This is a genomic window from Paracoccus subflavus (genome assembly GCF_004310345.1).
Taxonomy (GTDB): domain Bacteria; phylum Pseudomonadota; class Alphaproteobacteria; order Rhodobacterales; family Rhodobacteraceae; genus Paracoccus; species Paracoccus subflavus.
In genome coordinates this window covers 243,940-260,820 of record NZ_SISK01000004.1, presented here as the reverse complement: position 1 = coordinate 260,820, position 16,881 = coordinate 243,940, and the positions used below count along the sequence as shown (strand labels likewise).

General features: G+C 65.5%; 19 protein-coding genes. 7 read left to right on the top strand and 12 right to left on the bottom strand.

Annotation, left to right across the window (positions count from 1 at the left end):
• The first annotated feature begins 147 nt into the window (after positions 1-147).
• Positions 148-2,739 carry an aminopeptidase N gene (gene pepN / locus EYE42_RS07855; RefSeq protein ID WP_130990755.1) on the top strand — a complete coding sequence of 864 codons (2,592 nt, stop codon included), beginning with the start codon at positions 148-150 and terminating at the stop codon, positions 2,737-2,739.
• A gap of 42 nt (positions 2,740-2,781) precedes the next feature.
• Positions 2,782-3,690 carry a 1-acyl-sn-glycerol-3-phosphate acyltransferase gene (locus tag EYE42_RS07850; RefSeq protein ID WP_130990754.1) on the top strand — a complete coding sequence of 303 codons (909 nt, stop codon included), beginning with the start codon at positions 2,782-2,784 and terminating at the stop codon, positions 3,688-3,690.
• Positions 3,691-3,705: 15 nt separating this feature from the next.
• Here EYE42_RS07850 and EYE42_RS07845 read toward each other — a convergent pair whose 3' ends face one another.
• From EYE42_RS07845 to EYE42_RS07835, 3 genes are all read right to left on the bottom strand, one after another.
• A complete protein-coding gene (locus EYE42_RS07845) occupies positions 3,706-4,563 on the bottom strand; it encodes a D-amino-acid transaminase (RefSeq protein ID WP_130990753.1) in 858 nt (285 codons plus the stop codon).
• A gap of 87 nt (positions 4,564-4,650) precedes the next feature.
• Positions 4,651-5,511, bottom strand: coding sequence for a TIGR02186 family protein (locus EYE42_RS07840; RefSeq protein WP_246020644.1), 861 nt, complete (start codon positions 5,509-5,511; stop codon positions 4,651-4,653).
• Positions 5,511-6,425: a sulfite exporter TauE/SafE family protein gene (locus tag EYE42_RS07835; RefSeq protein WP_130990752.1), complete on the bottom strand. Its 915-nt coding sequence runs from the start codon at positions 6,423-6,425 to the stop codon at positions 5,511-5,513. The genes EYE42_RS07840 and EYE42_RS07835 overlap by 1 nt, the downstream gene beginning before the upstream one ends.
• A gap of 172 nt (positions 6,426-6,597) precedes the next feature.
• Here EYE42_RS07835 and surE point away from each other — a divergent pair, with 172 nt between their 5' ends.
• From surE to EYE42_RS07815, 4 genes are all read left to right on the top strand, one after another.
• Positions 6,598-7,425 (top strand): 5'/3'-nucleotidase SurE, encoded by an 828-nt coding sequence (gene surE / locus EYE42_RS07830; RefSeq protein ID WP_130990792.1) that lies wholly within the window; start codon positions 6,598-6,600, stop codon positions 7,423-7,425.
• On the top strand, positions 7,422-8,084 hold the full coding sequence (locus tag EYE42_RS07825) for a protein-L-isoaspartate(D-aspartate) O-methyltransferase (protein WP_130990751.1): 663 nt from the start codon (positions 7,422-7,424) through the stop codon (positions 8,082-8,084). Before surE ends, EYE42_RS07825 begins: the two co-directional genes overlap by 4 nt.
• A gap of 40 nt (positions 8,085-8,124) precedes the next feature.
• On the top strand, positions 8,125-9,270 hold the full coding sequence (locus tag EYE42_RS07820; protein ID WP_130990750.1) for a LysM peptidoglycan-binding domain-containing protein: 1,146 nt from the start codon (positions 8,125-8,127) through the stop codon (positions 9,268-9,270).
• 69 nt (positions 9,271-9,339) lie between these two features.
• Positions 9,340-9,636 (top strand): PRC-barrel domain-containing protein, encoded by a 297-nt coding sequence (locus EYE42_RS07815; protein WP_130990749.1) that lies wholly within the window; start codon positions 9,340-9,342, stop codon positions 9,634-9,636.
• Positions 9,637-9,666: 30 nt separating this feature from the next.
• On the opposite strand, the gene EYE42_RS07810 is transcribed toward EYE42_RS07815, so the two are convergent.
• The 7 genes from EYE42_RS07810 to purC all read right to left on the bottom strand — a co-directional run bounded on the left by EYE42_RS07810 (position 9,667) and on the right by purC (position 15,405).
• Complete coding sequence (locus EYE42_RS07810) at positions 9,667-10,998, bottom strand: glutamine synthetase family protein (protein WP_130990748.1); 1,332 nt, start codon at positions 10,996-10,998, stop codon at positions 9,667-9,669.
• A 3-nt stretch (positions 10,999-11,001) separates the two neighbouring features.
• Positions 11,002-11,826: an ABC transporter permease gene (locus EYE42_RS07805; protein ID WP_130990747.1), complete on the bottom strand. Its 825-nt coding sequence runs from the start codon at positions 11,824-11,826 to the stop codon at positions 11,002-11,004.
• Positions 11,823-12,704 (bottom strand): ABC transporter permease, encoded by an 882-nt coding sequence (locus EYE42_RS07800; protein WP_130990746.1) that lies wholly within the window; start codon positions 12,702-12,704, stop codon positions 11,823-11,825. The genes EYE42_RS07805 and EYE42_RS07800 overlap by 4 nt, the downstream gene beginning before the upstream one ends.
• Before the next feature lie 48 nt (positions 12,705-12,752).
• The gene (locus EYE42_RS07795) at positions 12,753-13,487 is read right to left on the bottom strand and encodes a transporter substrate-binding domain-containing protein (RefSeq protein WP_130990745.1); all 735 of its coding nucleotides are present in this window, start codon (positions 13,485-13,487) and stop codon (positions 12,753-12,755) included.
• Positions 13,488-13,516: 29 nt separating this feature from the next.
• The gene (locus EYE42_RS07790; protein WP_130990744.1) at positions 13,517-14,311 is read right to left on the bottom strand and encodes an ABC transporter ATP-binding protein; all 795 of its coding nucleotides are present in this window, start codon (positions 14,309-14,311) and stop codon (positions 13,517-13,519) included.
• A gap of 80 nt (positions 14,312-14,391) precedes the next feature.
• On the bottom strand, positions 14,392-14,631 hold the full coding sequence (gene purS / locus EYE42_RS07785) for a phosphoribosylformylglycinamidine synthase subunit PurS (protein ID WP_130990743.1): 240 nt from the start codon (positions 14,629-14,631) through the stop codon (positions 14,392-14,394).
• A 12-nt stretch (positions 14,632-14,643) separates the two neighbouring features.
• Positions 14,644-15,405 (bottom strand): phosphoribosylaminoimidazolesuccinocarboxamide synthase, encoded by a 762-nt coding sequence (gene purC / locus EYE42_RS07780; protein WP_130990742.1) that lies wholly within the window; start codon positions 15,403-15,405, stop codon positions 14,644-14,646.
• A gap of 128 nt (positions 15,406-15,533) precedes the next feature.
• Between purC and EYE42_RS07775 the strand changes: the two genes are divergently transcribed.
• Positions 15,534-15,851 (top strand): DUF1476 domain-containing protein, encoded by a 318-nt coding sequence (locus tag EYE42_RS07775; protein WP_130990741.1) that lies wholly within the window; start codon positions 15,534-15,536, stop codon positions 15,849-15,851.
• A 21-nt stretch (positions 15,852-15,872) separates the two neighbouring features.
• Here EYE42_RS07775 and EYE42_RS07770 read toward each other — a convergent pair whose 3' ends face one another.
• Together EYE42_RS07770 and EYE42_RS07765 are read right to left on the bottom strand one after the other, a co-directional pair.
• The gene (locus EYE42_RS07770; protein ID WP_130990740.1) at positions 15,873-16,373 is read right to left on the bottom strand and encodes a PaaI family thioesterase; all 501 of its coding nucleotides are present in this window, start codon (positions 16,371-16,373) and stop codon (positions 15,873-15,875) included.
• A 3-nt stretch (positions 16,374-16,376) separates the two neighbouring features.
• On the bottom strand, positions 16,377-16,817 hold the full coding sequence (locus EYE42_RS07765) for a PaaI family thioesterase (RefSeq protein WP_170309496.1): 441 nt from the start codon (positions 16,815-16,817) through the stop codon (positions 16,377-16,379).
• Between the last annotated feature and the right edge of the window lie 64 nt (positions 16,818-16,881).

Genomic DNA, 16,881 nt, shown 5'->3' with positions numbered 1-16,881 from the left:
GATGATGCCGGTTTCCTGCAATGGTTGCCGTTGCGGCGGTCCAACGAGGAAAACCAGCCGACTTGCGACCCGGCCTTCAGGCGTCTAACACGTTGGACACATGGAAGTTCCGCAAGGTGCCGCCGCTTTCTTCACGCAGAGGACGAGATGACCGAGCCAAATGGGCAAAACGTGCAAAAACTTGCCGACTATCGGCCCTATCCGTTCGTCCTGACCGCCACGCGCCTGCATTTCGCCCTGAATCCTGCGGCGACCGAAGTCAGGGCCGCGCTGTCGTTTTCGCCGCGTGATGCCGATATGCCACAGGATCTGGTCCTGGATGGGGGGCGGGGCGTCGAATTGCTGTCCCTGACGCTTGACGGCGAGGTTCCCGACCCCGCCCATGTCATCCGCCGCAACGAGACGCTGACCCTCTCTGCCGCCGCCCTGCCCCCGCATCCCTTTCTTCTGGAAACGACGGTGCGCATCGATCCGTCCGCCAATACGGCCTGCGAAGGGCTGTATATCTCGAATGGCATGTTCTGCACCCAGTGCGAGGCCGAGGGCTTTCGGCACATCACCTTCTATCCGGACCGGCCCGATGTCATGGCGACGTTCCATGTGACCATCGACAGCGACCTGCCGGTGCTGCTGTCGAACGGCAACCCGGTCGGCCAGTCGCAGGGGCGTGCCGAATGGCATGATCCCTGGCCCAAGCCCTCCTATCTTTTTGCCCTGGTCGCCGGAGAACTGGCCGCCGTCAGCGACAGCTTCACCACCCGGTCGGGCCGCAGGGTCGCGCTGAATGTCTGGGTCCGCCCCCGCGACCAGGATCGCGCCGGGTTCGCCATGGAGTCCCTGATCAAGTCGATGAAATGGGACGAGGACGTCTATGGCCGCGAATACGACCTGGATGTGTTCAACATCGTCGCGGTCGATGATTTCAATATGGGGGCAATGGAAAACAAGGGGTTGAACATTTTCAACTCGAAACTGGTCCTGGCCTCGCCGGATACGGCCACCGATGGCGATTACGAACGAATCGAGGCGGTGATCGCGCATGAGTATTTCCACAACTGGACCGGCAACCGGATCACCTGCCGCGACTGGTTCCAACTTTGCCTGAAGGAAGGGCTAACGGTCTTTCGCGACCAGCAGTTCACGTCCGACATGCGGTCGGCGGCGGTCAAGCGGATCGAGGATGTCCAGGCGCTTCGCAGCCGCCAGTTCCGCGAGGATCAGGGGCCGCTGGCCCATCCGCCGCGCCCTGACCGCTATGAGGAGATCAACAACTTCTACACCGCGACCGTCTATGAAAAGGGCGCCGAGGTGATCGGGATGCTGAAGCGGCTGGTGGGCGACGACGGGTATCGCCGCGCGCTGGATCTGTATTTCGACCGCCACGACGGCGATGCCGCCACCATCGAGGATTGGCTGAAGGTCTTCGAGGACGCGACCGGCCGCGACCTGACCCAGTTCAAGCGGTGGTACACCGACGCGGGAACCCCGCGCCTGACCATGGCCGAGGATTGGCAGCCGGGCGTGGCAGGCGGCAGGCTGAGCCTGACCTTCAAGCAGGAAACCCCGCCCACCCCTGGCCAGCCCGAAAAGCTGCCGCGTGTCATTCCCATTGCCGTGGGACTTATCGGCCCGAACGGGGACGAGGTGGCGCCCACGCAGGTGCTGGAAATGACCGAGGCCAGCCAGAGCTTTATCGTCGAAGGCCTGGGCGCCCGTCCGGTCGTGTCGGCCCTGCGCGGGTTTTCCGCGCCGGTCGTGCTGACCCGCCCGATGGACGATCAGACCCGTGCCTTTCTGCTCGCCCACGATACCGATCCGTTTTCCCGGTGGGAGGCCGGGCGCGACCTGGCCCTGTCGGCCCTGACCGCGGCCGCGCAGGGCCTGGCCCCCGGCGGCGATCATGTCGCGGCCATCGGCCGCCTGATCGCCGACGATGCCGCCGATCCCGCCTTTCGCGCCTTGTGCCTCACCCTGCCCGGAGAGGAGGAAATCGCCACCCGCCTGTTTTCAGAAGGGAAGGTTCCCGATCCCGAGGCGATCCACGCGGCACGAGAGGCGATGGCCCTGCGCATGGCCGAGACGCATCAGGATCTGCTGTCTCGGCTCTATGACGGCATGGCGGTATCCGGTCCCTATCGGCCGGATGCCGCCGACGCCGCCCGCCGGTCCCTGCGCAACGCCGTTCTGGCGCTGCTGACCCGCATCGACGGGGGCGAGCGGGCCGAGATCCTGTTCGGGATCGCGGGCAACATGACCGAACGGATGGCGGCGCTGATCGCCCTGTTGCGACGGGGCCGTGGGCAGGCCGAACTTGCGGCCCTGCACGACCTGTTCGACGGCAATCGTCTGGTCATGGACAAATGGTTCGCCGTTCAGCCCATGGCCGCCCTGCCGGCGCAGGCTGCGCCGATTGCCCGCACCCTGTCGCAGCGCGCTGATTTCGACTGGAAGAACCCCAACCGTTTCCGTGCGCTGCTGGGCGGGCTGGCCGCGAACCACGCAGGCTTTCATGCGGCGGATGGTTCGGGCTATGACTTTACCGCCGAATGGCTTTTGCGCATGGACCCGTTCAACCCCCAGATCGCGGCGCGCATGTCCGCGGTGTTCGAGACCTGGACCCGATACGACGCCGGGCGGCGCGCCAAGGCCCTGGCGGCCCTGGAACGAATCGCGGCTGCCGACGGTTTGAGCAGGAACACGCGGGAAATGGTGTCGCGGATGATCGCCGCCGGTGCATGATCCCGCTTGCAGCAGCCCCGGCGTCGAGGCAGAAAGGCCGCAATGACAGACCGTTATGCCGATGCCAGGGCCGAGATGCAGGCCCGCCTTGACCCGCTGATCGCCGAGCGGGCGCCCTGGCTGTATTCCGGCAGGCTGCATCACCGTCTGGCGAAATGGGCGATGATGGGGCTGCTGCGCTATCCCACCACGATCCGGCTGGGCGCGGAATTCCGCGATGCGCCCACCCCCGAAATCATGCGGCGCATGACCGACCTGATCGTCCGCGATGTCCGGGTCGAGGGGATGGAGCATATTCCTGCGACGGGCCCGGCGCTGATCGTCGCAAACCATCCGACCGGCATCGCGGACGGGATCGTCGTCCATGCGCTGATGTCGCAACTGCGCGACGACCTGTTCATCTATGCCAACCACGACATGATCCGGGTGCTGCCGCAGGTGGCCGACCTGATCGCGGGCGTGGAATGGCGGCTGGAAAAGCGCAGCCATGCCAAGACCAAGGCCACGATGGACTATACCCGCGAGGCGCTTGCGGCCGGGCGGATCGGGCTGATCTTTCCATCGGGCCGCCTGGCCAAGCGGCACGGGCTGGCGCTGCATGAACGCCCCTGGATGGCCAGCGCCGCGATGATCGCACGCAAGTTCGGGGTGCCGATCATCCCCATGCATATCCGTGCCCGCAATTCGGGACTGTTCTATCTGCTGGACGCCATCCATCCGACGCTGCGCGACGTCACCCTGTTCAACGAGGTGCTGAACAAGCGCAGCCAGGCCTATCGCATCACGGTCGGCGCGCCGATCGATCCGGCCGCCCTGTCCAAGGGCGAGGATGCGATCAACGTCCTGCGGGACCGCGTGCTGGCCCTGCCGGCGCCAGGGCCGAATGCGGCGCGGCTGACGCAGGACCGGGGTCGGTCGCGGCTGGTGCGGGGGGCAAAGGAACTGGCCTGAGCGTCGGCCGGCCCATCAGATCGCCGCCTTGCGGCTTTCTTCCAGATAGATTTCGCGCAGACGCCTTGCCACCGGACCCACCTGTCCGGAACCGACGGCCTGTCCGTCGATTTCCACCACAGGCATCACGAAGGCCGAGGCCGAGGTGACGAAGGCCTCGTCCGCCGACTGCGCCTCGTCGATGGAAAAGCTGCGTTCCTCGACCCGCATCTGCGCCTCGGCGGCATAGCGCAGGACGGCCGCGCGGGTTATCCCGTGCAGGATGTCGTTGGACAGGGCGCGGGTGACGATGGTGCCGTTCTTGACGATATAGGCGTTGTTGCTGGTGCCTTCGGTCACAAGCCCGTCCTCGACCATCCAGGCGTCATCCACGCCGCGGGCCTTGGCCTCCATCTTGGCCATGGAGGGAAACAGAAGCTGCACCGTCTTGATGTCGCGCCGCGCCCAGCGCTGATCCTCGATGCTGATGATGCGCCAGCCGGTCCGGGCCGCCGGCGCCTCGGCAAGGCCGGGCTTGGACTGCGTGAACATCACCAATGTGGGCTTTGTCCCGGCGGGGGGATAGGCAAAATCCCGGTCGCCCGGATTGCCCCGCGTCACCTGCAGATAGATCAACCCGTCAACGATCCCGTTTTCCCGAACAAGGGCGCGGAATACCGTCAGGTAATCGGCATCAGGCAGCGGGTTGTCCATCGAAAGCTCGGCCAGTGACCGCTTCAGCCGCACCAGATGACCCTCGAAATCCAGCAGCTTGCCGTCAAGGACGCTGACGACCTCGTAAACCCCGTCGGCCATCAGGAAGCCCCGGTCGAAGACCGATACCATGGCTCGATCCTCGGGCAGAAATTCGCCATTCACATAGACCGTGCGCATCGTGCCTGTCCCTCGCTTCAGCATCCCTGCCGGCGGTCCTGCGCCCAAAGCGCGGAATCGTCAAGGGCTTGGGAAGAATGACGGTCTCTAGGGGCGCCGCAGCTTTCGGAACGCAGCCGAGGCACCCCAGCCGGCCAGGACCGCGACAGCCAGCGACATGATCCCGTAAAGCAGAGGCTGGTCAAAGGCCAGCCGATACAGCCAGCGTTCCACCCCCACCTTGCGGACATTGAGCGGCGCCAGAAAGACATCGACCACCTGGCCGTCGCGCAGTAGGAAAATGCGGGTCTTGTAGGTGCCCTCGACAAGGTTCGCAGGCAGGCTGATGTCGGCACGGAACAGGGTCTGGTCGATCACGGACACGCTGCCCTCGTCCAGGCGGTACAGCCCTTCGTTCCGGCGGATCCGGATCAGGGCCTCGGTATAGGGCACAGTGCTTTCGACGGCGATTTCCCCGGCAAAGGCCCGCATCGCCGTTGACAGGGAAATGCGATAGCGGCTGTCCCATTCCGGCAGCAGGATGTCGTCCAGCGGGGCCGAGGTCGCCACGGCGTAAAATCCTGGCGCGGCGCCGATACGGACCGCATCCGCATTGACCCAGATGCCGGCCCTGCGTTCCTTGCGCCAGACGGTCAGGCCGGCAGATGGCGCCTCGACCGTGACAATGACCTGCAAAGGGGGACCGTCGGGGATGGGGCTTTCGCGCCGGATTGCCCCATAGATCAGGATATCGGACCCGTCGAAATCGGCCGTGATGGACACCGAGTCACTGGAAAGGCCAGCCACGACCGTTTCCCCCGGCACCGGCGCCGGCGCTTCGGGACGCGGTTCAGCAGGCACCGGCAAGGCATCGGCATCGGTGCGGGGCATGGTCGATTGCGCCCCCGCCCCCGCCGGCATCAGCAGCAGCAGCAGCAGCAGCAGCAGGCACAGGGCAGGCCATCGCATCAGCCGATCCCCGGCTGGATGGCGTAAAGCTCCTCGGGCGTCATGAACAGATCGACAGCCAGCTTGGCGCAGACGGCCAGCACCAGAAGCGCCAGCAGGATGCGCAACTGCTCGGCCCGCAATCGCGCGCCCAGGCCGGTGCCGATCTGCGCGCCCACCACGCCGCCGATGATCAGCAGGACCGCCAGCATGATATCGACGGTGTTATAGCTGACGGCGTGCATCAATGTTGTGAAGGCAGTCACGAAGGTGATCTGGAACAGCGACGTGCCCACCACGACCTTTGTCGGCATCCCCAGCAGATAGATCATCGCGGGAACCATGATGAAGCCCCCGCCCACGCCCATGATCGCAGCCAGCACCCCCACCGCCACCCCCACGAGAAGCGGCGGAAAGGCGCTGATATACAGCCCCGATGCCCGGAACTTGACCTTCAGCGGCCAGCGGTGGACCCAGTTGTGCTGATGCAGGCGCCTGCGGTGGCCGGGCCTGGACGACCGGTACAGGGCACGCAGGCTTTCCTGCAGCATCATCGCGCCGATCAGGCCCAGAAAGACCACATAGCAAAGCTGCACCACCAGATCGACCTGGCCGACCCGTTGCAGCAGGTTGAAGACCCAGACCCCCATCCAGGAACCCAGCAAGCCCCCGGCCAGCAGCACCCCGCCCATGCGGAAATCGACGCTTTTGCGTTTTACATGGGCCAGCACGCCCGACACCGACGAGGCGACGACCTGATTGGCCCCGGTCGCGACGGCAATGGCCGGGGGAATGCCGATGAAGAACAGCAGCGGCGTGATCAGGAATCCCCCGCCGACGCCGAAAAGCCCGCTCATCACGCCCACGAGGCCGCCAAGCCCGACCAGCGTGAAGGCGTTGACGGAAACCTCTGCGATGGGAAGATAGATCTGCATGTCCCGCCCGCCGCCTGCGTCGCGGACAAGGATGCAACGCCCCGGCAGTCAGGTCAAACCGCTTTCCCGCGCCATTCGGTCCCCTTGCGCTTGAAGCGGGGCAATAGCCCGGCTAATCAGGAAGCGGGACGGAACAAGGCGCTTGTTGGCGCGACATGATGCGGGCCGGATGATGCGCATATTGATTACCAATGATGACGGCATCAATGCCCCCGGCCTGCAAGTCCTGCAGGAGATCGCCACGACCCTGGCCGGACCGCGGGGCGAGGTCTGGATCGTCGCACCTGCCTTTGAGCAGTCGGGAGTGGCGCATTGCATCAGCTATGCCCATCCCACCATGGTCGCCCAGCTTGACGACCGCCGCTATGCCACCGAGGGCAGTCCGGCGGATTGCGTGCTGGCGGCGGTTTGCGACATCATGACCGATGCACCGCCCGATCTGGTTCTGTCGGGCGTCAACCGGGGCAACAACTCGGGCGAGAACGCGATGTATTCGGGCACCATCGGCGGCGCGATGGAGGCGGCCTTGCAGGGCCTGCCCGCCATTGCGCTGTCCCAGTATCTGGGGCCGGAAACCTCGGACCTTGCCGACCCGTTCGAGGCCGCGCGCCGGCATGGGGCGGCCGTCGTTCGCCGCCTGCTGGATCACGGCGACTGGACATCGGATGCCGATTTCCGGCTGTTCTACAACATCAACTTTCCGCCGGTTCCGGCCGCTTCGGTCAGGGGGGTCCGGGTTGCGGCCCAGGGTCGGCGGCAGGGCACCAAGTTCCGGGTGGTGCCGTATACGGCGCCGAACGGCCGCCGTTTCATGTGGGCGGCAGGCGGGGCGCAGAATGCGCCGGCGCGCGCCGGAACCGACGTGGCCGTCAATCTGGACGGCTTTGTTTCGGTGACGCCGATGCGGGCGGATTTGACGTGCCACGACTCGCTGGCGGAAATGGGCTCATTGTTTGACGACGACATCTCTTGCCAGGAAAGGGCCGCCGGAAACCCATGACCGTCGATCACGACGAGGAACACGACCCCGCCGAGCGCAAGATGCGCTTTTTGTTCCAGTTGCGCTCGCGCGGCGTGACGGACCCCCGTGTTCTTGCCATCATGGAGCGCATCGACCGGGGCCTGTTCGTGCGCGGCCAGTTCGCCGACCGCGCCTATGAGGATACGCCGCTGCCGATTCCCTGCGGCCAGACGATCAGCCAGCCTTCCGTCGTGGGGCTGATGACGCAATCGCTGAACCCCGGTCCGCGCGATACCGTGCTGGAGATCGGGACCGGATCGGGCTATCAGGCCGCCGTTCTGTCCGGGCTGTGCCGGCGGGTTTACACCGTGGACCGCCACCGCCGCCTGGTCCAGGAGGCCGAGGCGATCTTTCGACAGCTCGGCCTGCCCAACATCACCGCACAGGTGGCCGACGGATCGCGCGGCTTGCCCGATCAGGCGCCGTTCGATCGCATTCTTGTCACCGCCGCGGCCGAAGACCCGCCCGGCCCCTTGTTGGCACAGTTGAAGATCGGCGGTATCATGGTCGTTCCGGTCGGCCAGTCCGACGCGGTTCAGACCCTGATCCGCGTCACCCGGACCGATACCGGATTTGATTACGACGAATTGCGGCAGGTGCGGTTCGTGCCGCTGGTCGAAGGGTTGGGGCAGACATGACCCGGACCTGCGGCAAGGCAGTCCGAGGGCGGCGAAAAGAATGAGCAGGACTTTCAGGCTTGCGACACGGACCGTGGCGGCGGTTTTGATATTGTCGTCCTGCGGCGCAACGGGATTCGATGCGGATCTGCGCGGCTGGCTGCCGGGTGCGCTCAGCACGGCCGACGCCGCGGCGCGGGCGGCACCCCGGCCCCAGCCCGACGAACGGGGCATCATCAGCTTTCCGGCCTATCAGCTTGTCGTGGCCCGTGCGGGCGACACCCCGGCGACCGTTGCCGCCAGGCTGGGAGTGGACGCGGCGCGGCTGGCGCAGCACAATGCCCTGCCTGCCGATGCCATGCTGGGGGCGGGTCAGACCCTTGTGCTGCCGCAGCGCGTCGGAGCCTCGGTCGGCGGCACAGCGGGCGGTGGCGGAACGGGCGCGGTCCGCGACCCCTTTGCCGGGCAGTCCGCCGGCAACCGGCAGTCCCCTGCCGCTGCCTCGGGGCCGGCCGCTGCTTCTGCCTCTGCCAATCCCCGGCAGCATGTTGTCGCGGCTGGCGAAACCCCCTGGTCGATCGCGCGCAGATACGATGTCGGCGTGCAGGATCTGGCGGTCTGGAACGGCCTGCCCGCCAGCATGACGCTGCGCGTGGGCCAGCGGCTGGTGATTCCTGTCGCCGGTCGGCAGCCACCCGACCGGGCCATGGCAGCAACGACCCTTCCCGGCACCGGCAGCCCGACCCCCCGGCCTCCGTCAGCGTCCGAGCCGTTGCCGTCCGAGGACACGGCACCCGCCGCCGACCCCGGCCCCGCCGCCCCGGCCACCGATCTGGGGGCCACGCGAACGGCGGCCTCGTCCGGGGGACGGTTCCGGATGCCGGTGTCGGGCTCGATCATCCGCGTCTACGAAAAGGGTCGCAACGACGGGATCGACATCTCGGCCACGGCAGGCACCCCCGTCACCGCCGCCGGCACGGGAACCGTCGCTGCGGTCACGCAGGACGCGGCCGGATCGCCCATCGCGGTGATCCGCCATGACGGCGGCCTGATGACGGTCTATGCCGCCCTGGCCAGCCTCGACGTCGCCAAGGGCGATGTGGTCGATGCCGGACAGGCGATCGGCAAGGCCGGCAGCGGCGGTTTCGTGCATTTCGAGGTGCGCCGTGGGCTGGAAAGCCTCGACCCCGAGGATTTCCTGAACTGATGTCCGGGTGGAACGTCTGTCCCGCCGGGACGTTGGCCTGTCATCATCACCATCAGCAAAGGATATGGCATGGACCATTCTGAACACCCCCGGCTTTTGCCCGACGAGATGACCGATGCGGTGCTGACCGGCGCGACCATCTATGGCCCCGGCGACGAAACGGTTGGAACCGTGTCCCATGTCCATGGCTCGGGCGGCACTGCGCAGGTCGTCATCGACGTGGGCGGCTTTCTGGGGATCGGTTCGAAGCCGGTTCTGGTTTCGGTGTCGGATCTGGACATGATGCGCGATCAGGACGGCGTGGTTCACGGCGTCACGCGCTGGACCAAGGAAGACCTCAAGGCCCTGCCCGAGCATCGGGATTAAGCCATGGGGCGGCGGTTTTCCCGCCGCTTCCTATACCGTATCCAGATACAACTCGACCGTTTCCTCGTCCGACAGTTCCGCCATGTAGTGCAGTTCCTGTCGCTTGGTCAGGACATAGTTCTCGATCAGATGTTCGGGAAAGATCCGCCGTATCTCGGGGCAGGCATGGAAAGCCTCGATGGCCTCGCCCCACGAGCCCGGCAGTTGCGCCAGGTTCTGGTCATAGGCGTTGCCCTTGAAGGGTTCGGGGGCCGGCAGCCCATCTTGGATACCGTTCAGCGCGGCGCCCAGAATGGCGGCCACCGTCAGATAGGGGTTCACGTCGCCGCCGGCCACCCGGTGTTCGATCCGCCGCGCTTTCGGACCCGAGGCCGGAATGCGGATTGCGGCTGTCCGGTTTTCATAGGCCCAGCCGATGCCCGTCGGCGCATGGGCATTGGGGACAAGGCGGTCGTAGCTGTTCTCGTGCGGGGCAAACAGCAACGTCGATCCCGGCATGGCCCGCAGGCAGCCTGCCACGGCGTGCCGCAGGGCCGCCGTGCCTTCGTCGCCGCCATTGTCGAAGATGTTCCGCCCCTGCCTGTCCAGGATCGAGAAATGCATGTGCAGCCCGTTTCCGGAAAACGTCTCGTAGGGCTTGGCCATGAAGCTGGCGGCAAAGCCGTATTGCCGGGCGATCCCCTTGACCAGCATCTTGAACAGCCAGGTGTCGTCAGCGGCCTTCAGCGGGTCCGGCTGATGCATCAGGTTGATCTCGAACTGGCCCGGCCCGGCCTCCGAGATGGCGGTGTCGGCCGGAATGTCCATCGCCTCGGACGCCTCGTAAAGCGTCGTGAAGAACTGGTCGAAGGCATCCAGCGCGCGCAGGCTCAGCACCTCGCCGCCGGTGCGGCGCTTGCCGGAACGCGGGCTGGGCGGCACGCGGAGCTGGCGACCGGAATCGTCGATCAGAAAGAACTCCAGCTCGGTCGCGACCACGGCGGTAAGGCCCGCCTCGGCATAGCGTTCGACGACCCGGGCAAGCGCCTGGCGGGGATCGCCCTCATAGGGGCGGCCGTCGGGATGGAACATCCACAGCGGCAACAGCGCAGTCGGCGCGTCCAGCCAGGGCATCGGCATGAAGCCGCGCTCGGTCGGCAGCAGCAGGCCGTCGGGATCGCCGGTCTCGAACACCAGGGGACTGTTCTCGATATCCTCGCCCCAGATGTCCAGGTTCAGGACGGAATAGGGAAATTTTGTCCCCTCCTCGAGAAGCTTGCGCGCATAGCGTGCCGGAATGCGCTTGCCCCGCGCCACCCCGTTCAGGTCGGCGGCAGCTACACGGATGGTCTTGACCTCGGGATGTTCTTTCAGCCAGTCCATGCCTCACCGGAACAGTTGCGGACGATATCGGATGCGGTCTGCCGCGCCGGGCAGGTGGCGGTTCAGGCGCCGGTTCACGATGCCCATCAGCCCGATCAGCGCAAGGGTCAGCACGATGAAATACCCCGCCGCGATGGGATAGGCGACGAACGGGTTGAAGGTCTGGCCCGCGAAATAGCTGGCATAATACAGGCTGTCGCCGCGCTGCTGAAAGGCGGGAAAGGCCGAAAAGAACACCAGCGTCGTGGCATGAAACAGAAAGATCGCCTCGTTCGTATAGGCCGGCCAGGCCAGCCGCAGCATGGTGGGCCACATCACCCGGCGGAACCGGGTCCATCCCGACATGCCATAGGCGTCCGCGGCGTCGATATCGCCGCGCGGCACCGCCATCAGGGCGCCATGAAAGATCTCGGCGGAATAGGCTGCGGTATTGAGGATCAGCACCAGGAGGGCGCCCGCCCAGGCGCGGGTCAGCCAGGTGGTCGGCAGGGTCAGGCCAAAGACCTCGATGCCGGACCGGGGCAGCAGCACCAGCGCCGAATAGGCCAGAAAGAACTGGATGAACAGCGGACTGCCCCGGAACAGGAAAATGAAACCGTTGGCCGCCCCGCGCAGGACCGGATTGCGCCCTGCCCTGGCAAGCGCCAGTCCGGTCGCCAGAAAGAATCCGATCAGCAATGCGAAGACCGCGAAGTACAGGTTCCAGATCAGCCCCGACCCGATCAGCGTGACCTGCTGGCACAGCGTGAAATCGGTCCGGGGCAGCAGCCGTTCGCCCAGGCCGATGGATCTCAGTCCGTAATCCGCGATCGTCTGGAGGCAGCTCATGCCGTGGCCGCCTTGCGCTGCGCCTCACCCGCCAGGGTCGCCTGTCCGGCGGACAGGCGCGCGGTCAGGCGGCCCAGAACGCGTTCGGAAATCCAGGTCATCAGCAGATAGAAGACAAGGATGACCAGAAAATAATACAGCCGCCAGTCCGGGTGCGGATAGGAAAAGGCGCTTGTCTTGGCCCCGCCCAGTTCGCGCGCCCAGTACACGATATCCTCGATCCCCAGCAGGAACAGCAGCGGCGTGGCCTTGATCAGGATCAGCCACAGGTTCGACAGTCCCGGCAAGGCATAGATCCACATCTGCGGCACCAGCACACGCCGCGTGACCTGGCGGGCCGACATGCCATAGGCCTCGGCGGTTTCCAGTTGCTCGCGGGGAACGGCCTGCATGGCACCATAGAGGACATTCGCGGCGAAGGCGCCGAATACGGTGGCAAAGGCGATCACCGCCAGGATCAGGGCATAGGTGTCATGGACCCAGGCGGGACTGTCCGACAGCGGCAGCTTGGCCGCCGCGCAGACCACGAAATCGTTGCCCTGCCGGACCGGTGCGTCGCTGTCGCACAGAGCCTGATGGCGCAGCCATTCAAGCCCCTGGTCCAGAGCTATGGGCACGAACAGGAAAAAGACAATGTCCGGCACCCCCCTGACCATGCCGGTATAGGTCTTGCCGACCCACCGCAGCGGCCCGATGGGCGACCGGCAGGCCATGGCCCCGCCATAGCCGAAGGCCAGGGCGATCGGCGCCGTGACCGCCAGCAGCAGCAGGACCATGCCGAAGCTGGCATAGAACAGCAGATGCGTGCCCGAGGTGAGATAGCACGACATCCACTGAAATCCCTGCAACAGGGACGGATCGGCGCAATACGAAAACATCCCTGTCCCCGAAAGGCCGTCACGGGCGACACCCGCGACGGCGTTGGATCATTCAAAGACCATGGCGTCTTCGCCGAACCACTTGACCAGCAACTGGTTCAGGCTGCCGTCCTGCTTCATCTCGGTGATGGCGGCGTCGAATTTCTCGCGCAGTTCGGTATCGGACTGACGCAGGCCCATGCCGATGCCCTCGCCCAGCGGCACCGTGTCATAGCCCTCGACCCAGACCAGCTCGCCGTTCGATTCCTCGACGATGGGCGCCAGAAAGTCCTTGTCGGCAAAGACCGCGTCGGCCTCGCCGTTGCGGACGGCGGCGACGGTTTCGTCGGGGGTCGGGAATTCCAGAAGCGTCGCGCCGGTGCTGGCGACATGGCCCGACTGGATCGTGTTCGTCTGTGCGGCGACCACGCCGCCCTCGACATCGACATCCGCCGAAAGCGCCGCATAGGCCGAAGGCATCCCGGGTGTATAAGGCTGGGTAAAGGCGATAACGGCCTTGCGTTCCTCGTTGATGTTCATGCCGGCCATGATGGTGTCATAGTTCGACGACACGAGGTTCGGGATGATCGTGTCCCAGTCGTTGCGCACCCAGGTGCACTCCAGTTCAGCGCGCGCACAAAGCTCGTTGCCCAGGTCGATCTCGAACCCCGCGACATCGCCCGTCGCATCGTCGATGAAGTTGTACGGAGGATAGGCCCCTTCGGTTCCCATGCGCACGGTCTGCGACGATGCCATTCCGGTGGCGGCGGCAAGGACAGTGGCGGCGATCAGCAGTTTCTTCATTCTGTTTTCTTCTCCTGTTGGTGATCGGATCAGTGCATCGACGCACTGAGAAACTGGCGCAGCCGGTCGGTTTTCGGTGCGCCGAAAAGCTGGGCCGGGGGGCCTTCCTCGGCGATCAGGCCCTGATGCAGAAAGACAACATGGTCGCTGACATCGGCGGCCAGCCGCATGTCGTGGGTCACGATGATCATGGTGCGGTGTTCGGACGCCAGATCCTTGATGACGCGCACCACCTCCTGTTGCAGTTCGGGGTCGAGCGCGCTTGTCGGTTCGTCGAACAGCAGCGCCTTGGGCTGCATGCACAGCGCGCGGGCAATGGCGGCGCGCTGCTGCTGGCCGCCCGACAGTTGCGAGGGCCAGGCACCGGCCTTGTCGCCGATGCCGACCTTGTCCAGCAGCATCCGGGCACGTTCCTCGACGACGGCGCGATCTTCGCCCAGAACCGTGACCGGCGCCTCGGAGACGTTTTGCAGGACCGTCATGTGGGACCACAGGTTGAACTGCTGGAACACCATCGACAGGTTCGTGCGAAAGCGCAGCACCTGGGCGCGGTCGGCAGGCACGCGCGACGCGCCCTGCCCTTTCCAGCGCACGGGCTCGCCCTCGAAGGCGATGTCGCCCGCCTGACTGTTTTCCAGAAGGTTGCAGCAGCGCAGCAGGGTGGACTTGCCCGATCCCGACGATCCGATCAGGCTGACCACATGGCCGCGGGGCGCCGCCATGGAAACCCCCTTCAGTACCTCGACAGCGCCATAGGACTTGTGCAGCCCCTGGATGCGGATCACGGGAGAGTCGGTGGTTCGGGCGGAATTGTCGTTCGTCATCGGCGCATTGGGCGATAATCCCGGCGCTTTTGCAACGGGGTCTGACGGGCAACCCGACGATAAATCGGCTTGCCGTGGCGTCAGACGATCTCGACCGAATATTTCTCGATCACCGTGTTGGCCAGCAGCCGTTCGCACATCCGTTCGATCTCGGTTCTTGCAGTATCGGGATCGGCGGCATCCAGGTCCAGTTCGATCAGCTTGCCCTGCCGGACGCCGGTGACGCCGCGATGGCCAAGGCCCCCCAGTGCGTGGCGGATCGCCTCGCCCTGCGGATCAAGAACGCCATCCTTCAGCATGATGGTGACACGTGCCTTCATGGGGCGCCCTTTTCAGTTGATCGCGGTCGGTTTCAGGCTGGTGGTGTTGGCGGGCATCAGGCCCAACCGGCGCGCAACCTCGGTATAGGCGTCGGTCAGATTGCCCAGGTCGCGGCGGAACACGTCCTTGTCCAGCTTCTGTCCGGTCTTCATGTCCCACAGGCGGCAACTGTCCGGGCTGATCTCGTCGGCGACGATCAGGCGCATGAAGTCGTTGTCCCAGACGCGCCCGATCTCGATCTTGAAGTCGATCAGCTTGATGCCCACGCCATAGAACACGCCCGACAGGAAATCGTTGACGCGCAGCGCCAGCGACACGATGTCGTCCAGATCCTGCTGGGTCGCCCAGCCGAAGGCGATGATGTATTCCTCGGACACCATCGGATCGCCCAGTTCGTCGTTCTTGAAGCTGTATTCGACGATCGGGCGCGGCAGCAGGGTGCCCTCCTCGATTCCCAGACGCTTGGAAATGGACCCGGCGGCGAAGTTGCGCACGATCACCTCGAGCGGGACGATCTCGACCTGGCGGATCAGTTGCTCGCGCATGTTGATGCGGCGGATGAAGTGGTTCGGGACGCCGATATTCGTCAGCCCGTTCATGAAAAATTCGGACAAGCGGTTGTTCAGGACGCCCTTGCCCTCGATCGTGGCGCGCTTCTGCGCGTTGAAGGCGGTCGCATCGTCCTTGAAATACTGGACCAGCGTGCCGGGCTCGGTGCCTTCGTACAGGATCTTCGCCTTGCCTTCGTAAACCTTCTTGCGGCGCGGTGCCATGGCCGGCGTCCTTTCGCATGTCCCGTGTCCCATGGGCCTTACTCCACAAGCGCCCTCGAGGGCAATACGAAGGCTTGCAAGCGACCGTGGCGCGACTAGAATCCGGTCAACCTGGAATGGAGGCAACGATGACCACCTTCGACGACCGCGAACGCGGTTTTGAAAAGAAATTCGCCCATGACGCCGATCTGCGCTTCAAGGCCGAGGCGCGGCGCAACCGCCTGCTGGGGGAATGGGCGGCCGGTCTTCTGGGCAAGCAGGGCGACGACGCCCGCGCCTACGCGATGGCCGTCGTGACCTCGGATTTCTCCGAGCCGGGCGATGAGGACGTGTTTCGCAAGATCATGTCGGATCTGGATGGAAAGACCAGCGAATCCCAGGTTCGCGCCAAGATGTCCGAACTGCGCGAGGTGGCCCGCAGGCAGGTCATCGACGAGGCCGAATGACCGTAAACGCGGCCGCCGTTCCTAGCCCTGCGGCATCAGGAAATGCCCCGTCGCCTGCGCCAGAAGCCGCGCGCGGTTGTCCTGCCACGCCTCGACCTGGACCGAGGCATAGCGCCGCCCGGACCGTACGATCCGGGCACGGGCATAGGCATCGCGGGGCAATCCGCTGCGCAGGTAATCGACTGTAAAGTCGATCGTCTTGGGCAGACGGGGCATGGCCGAATCCACGGCGGCGTCGGGGACGATGCGGCCCGATTCCATTTCCTCCCAAAGCCCGGCCCACGCCAGTTCGATAATCGCCGTCACCTCCAGAAACGCGGCCGTCACCCCGCCATGGATGGCCGGCAGCAGCGGGTTTCCGATCAGCTTTTCGTCATAAGGCAGGATCGCCGTCAGTTCGTCGCCGCGCCGGTCGAAGCGGATGCCCAGCCAGGCCAGGTAAGGCACCCCGGACACAAGCGTCGCCAGGGCCGAGTCGCGGCGCGACTTGATCAGGTGCAGGGGTTCGCGTCGGTCGGCCATAGGCTATCCCTCCACGGTAAAGGCGCCGGTCGCCGCCGCGACGGGATTGCCGTCGTCTTCGTCCAGGGCAATCGCCCGGACAAAGGCCACGGTCCGGGTCATGTGATAGCATTCGGCCGTTGCGGTGATCCGCTGACCCTGTCGCGCCGCGCGCATGTAGTCGATGCGCAGGTCGATGGTCGCGGTGGACGCGGGGCCAGCCGGATGCGACATCACCGCCGCCCCGCAGCAGGTATCCATCAGCGCCGACACCACGCCGCCGTGAACCACGCCGCTGCGCGGGTCGCCGACCAGATGTTCGGCCCAGGGCATGCTGATCGTTGCGGTTCCCTCGCCCAGGGCATCGACCCGCATCCCCAGGGCGCGGGCATGGGGGATCGCCTCGATGAATTGCTGCGCAATCCGGGTCTGGTCGCGGTCGGTCAGGTCAGGGCCCTGAGGCATGTTCATCTCCGGCATAGGGAACCCTACGCTATCCGCGACGGGCAGGTCCGCTCAAGCCCCGATC

What these genes read in the sequence shown, in the direction of transcription:
- purC (WP_130990742.1), bottom strand. Translation starts at nt 15,405, where the DNA reads ATGGCACCGCGCCGCAAGAAGGTTTACGAAGGCAAGGCGAAGATCCTG.
- EYE42_RS07820 (WP_130990750.1), top strand. Translation starts at nt 8,125, where the DNA reads ATGAGCAGGACTTTCAGGCTTGCGACACGGACCGTGGCGGCGGTTTTG.
- EYE42_RS07795 (WP_130990745.1), bottom strand. Translation starts at nt 13,487, where the DNA reads ATGAAGAAACTGCTGATCGCCGCCACTGTCCTTGCCGCCGCCACCGGA.
- EYE42_RS07770 (WP_130990740.1), bottom strand. Translation starts at nt 16,373, where the DNA reads ATGGCCGACCGACGCGAACCCCTGCACCTGATCAAGTCGCGCCGCGAC.
- EYE42_RS07845 (WP_130990753.1), bottom strand. Translation starts at nt 4,563, where the DNA reads ATGCGCACGGTCTATGTGAATGGCGAATTTCTGCCCGAGGATCGAGCC.
- EYE42_RS07825 (WP_130990751.1), top strand. Translation starts at nt 7,422, where the DNA reads ATGACCGTCGATCACGACGAGGAACACGACCCCGCCGAGCGCAAGATG.
- EYE42_RS07840 (WP_246020644.1), bottom strand. Translation starts at nt 5,511, where the DNA reads ATGCGATGGCCTGCCCTGTGCCTGCTGCTGCTGCTGCTGCTGCTGCTG.
- EYE42_RS07790 (WP_130990744.1), bottom strand. Translation starts at nt 14,311, where the DNA reads ATGACGAACGACAATTCCGCCCGAACCACCGACTCTCCCGTGATCCGC.
- EYE42_RS07835 (WP_130990752.1), bottom strand. Translation starts at nt 6,425, where the DNA reads ATGCAGATCTATCTTCCCATCGCAGAGGTTTCCGTCAACGCCTTCACG.
- pepN (WP_130990755.1), top strand. Translation starts at nt 148, where the DNA reads ATGACCGAGCCAAATGGGCAAAACGTGCAAAAACTTGCCGACTATCGG.
- purS (WP_130990743.1), bottom strand. Translation starts at nt 14,631, where the DNA reads ATGAAGGCACGTGTCACCATCATGCTGAAGGATGGCGTTCTTGATCCG.
- EYE42_RS07810 (WP_130990748.1), bottom strand. Translation starts at nt 10,998, where the DNA reads ATGGACTGGCTGAAAGAACATCCCGAGGTCAAGACCATCCGTGTAGCT.
- EYE42_RS07815 (WP_130990749.1), top strand. Translation starts at nt 9,340, where the DNA reads ATGGACCATTCTGAACACCCCCGGCTTTTGCCCGACGAGATGACCGAT.
- EYE42_RS07805 (WP_130990747.1), bottom strand. Translation starts at nt 11,826, where the DNA reads ATGAGCTGCCTCCAGACGATCGCGGATTACGGACTGAGATCCATCGGC.
- EYE42_RS07765 (WP_170309496.1), bottom strand. Translation starts at nt 16,817, where the DNA reads ATGCCTCAGGGCCCTGACCTGACCGACCGCGACCAGACCCGGATTGCG.
- EYE42_RS07850 (WP_130990754.1), top strand. Translation starts at nt 2,782, where the DNA reads ATGACAGACCGTTATGCCGATGCCAGGGCCGAGATGCAGGCCCGCCTT.
- EYE42_RS07775 (WP_130990741.1), top strand. Translation starts at nt 15,534, where the DNA reads ATGACCACCTTCGACGACCGCGAACGCGGTTTTGAAAAGAAATTCGCC.
- EYE42_RS07800 (WP_130990746.1), bottom strand. Translation starts at nt 12,704, where the DNA reads ATGTTTTCGTATTGCGCCGATCCGTCCCTGTTGCAGGGATTTCAGTGG.
- surE (WP_130990792.1), top strand. Translation starts at nt 6,598, where the DNA reads ATGCGCATATTGATTACCAATGATGACGGCATCAATGCCCCCGGCCTG.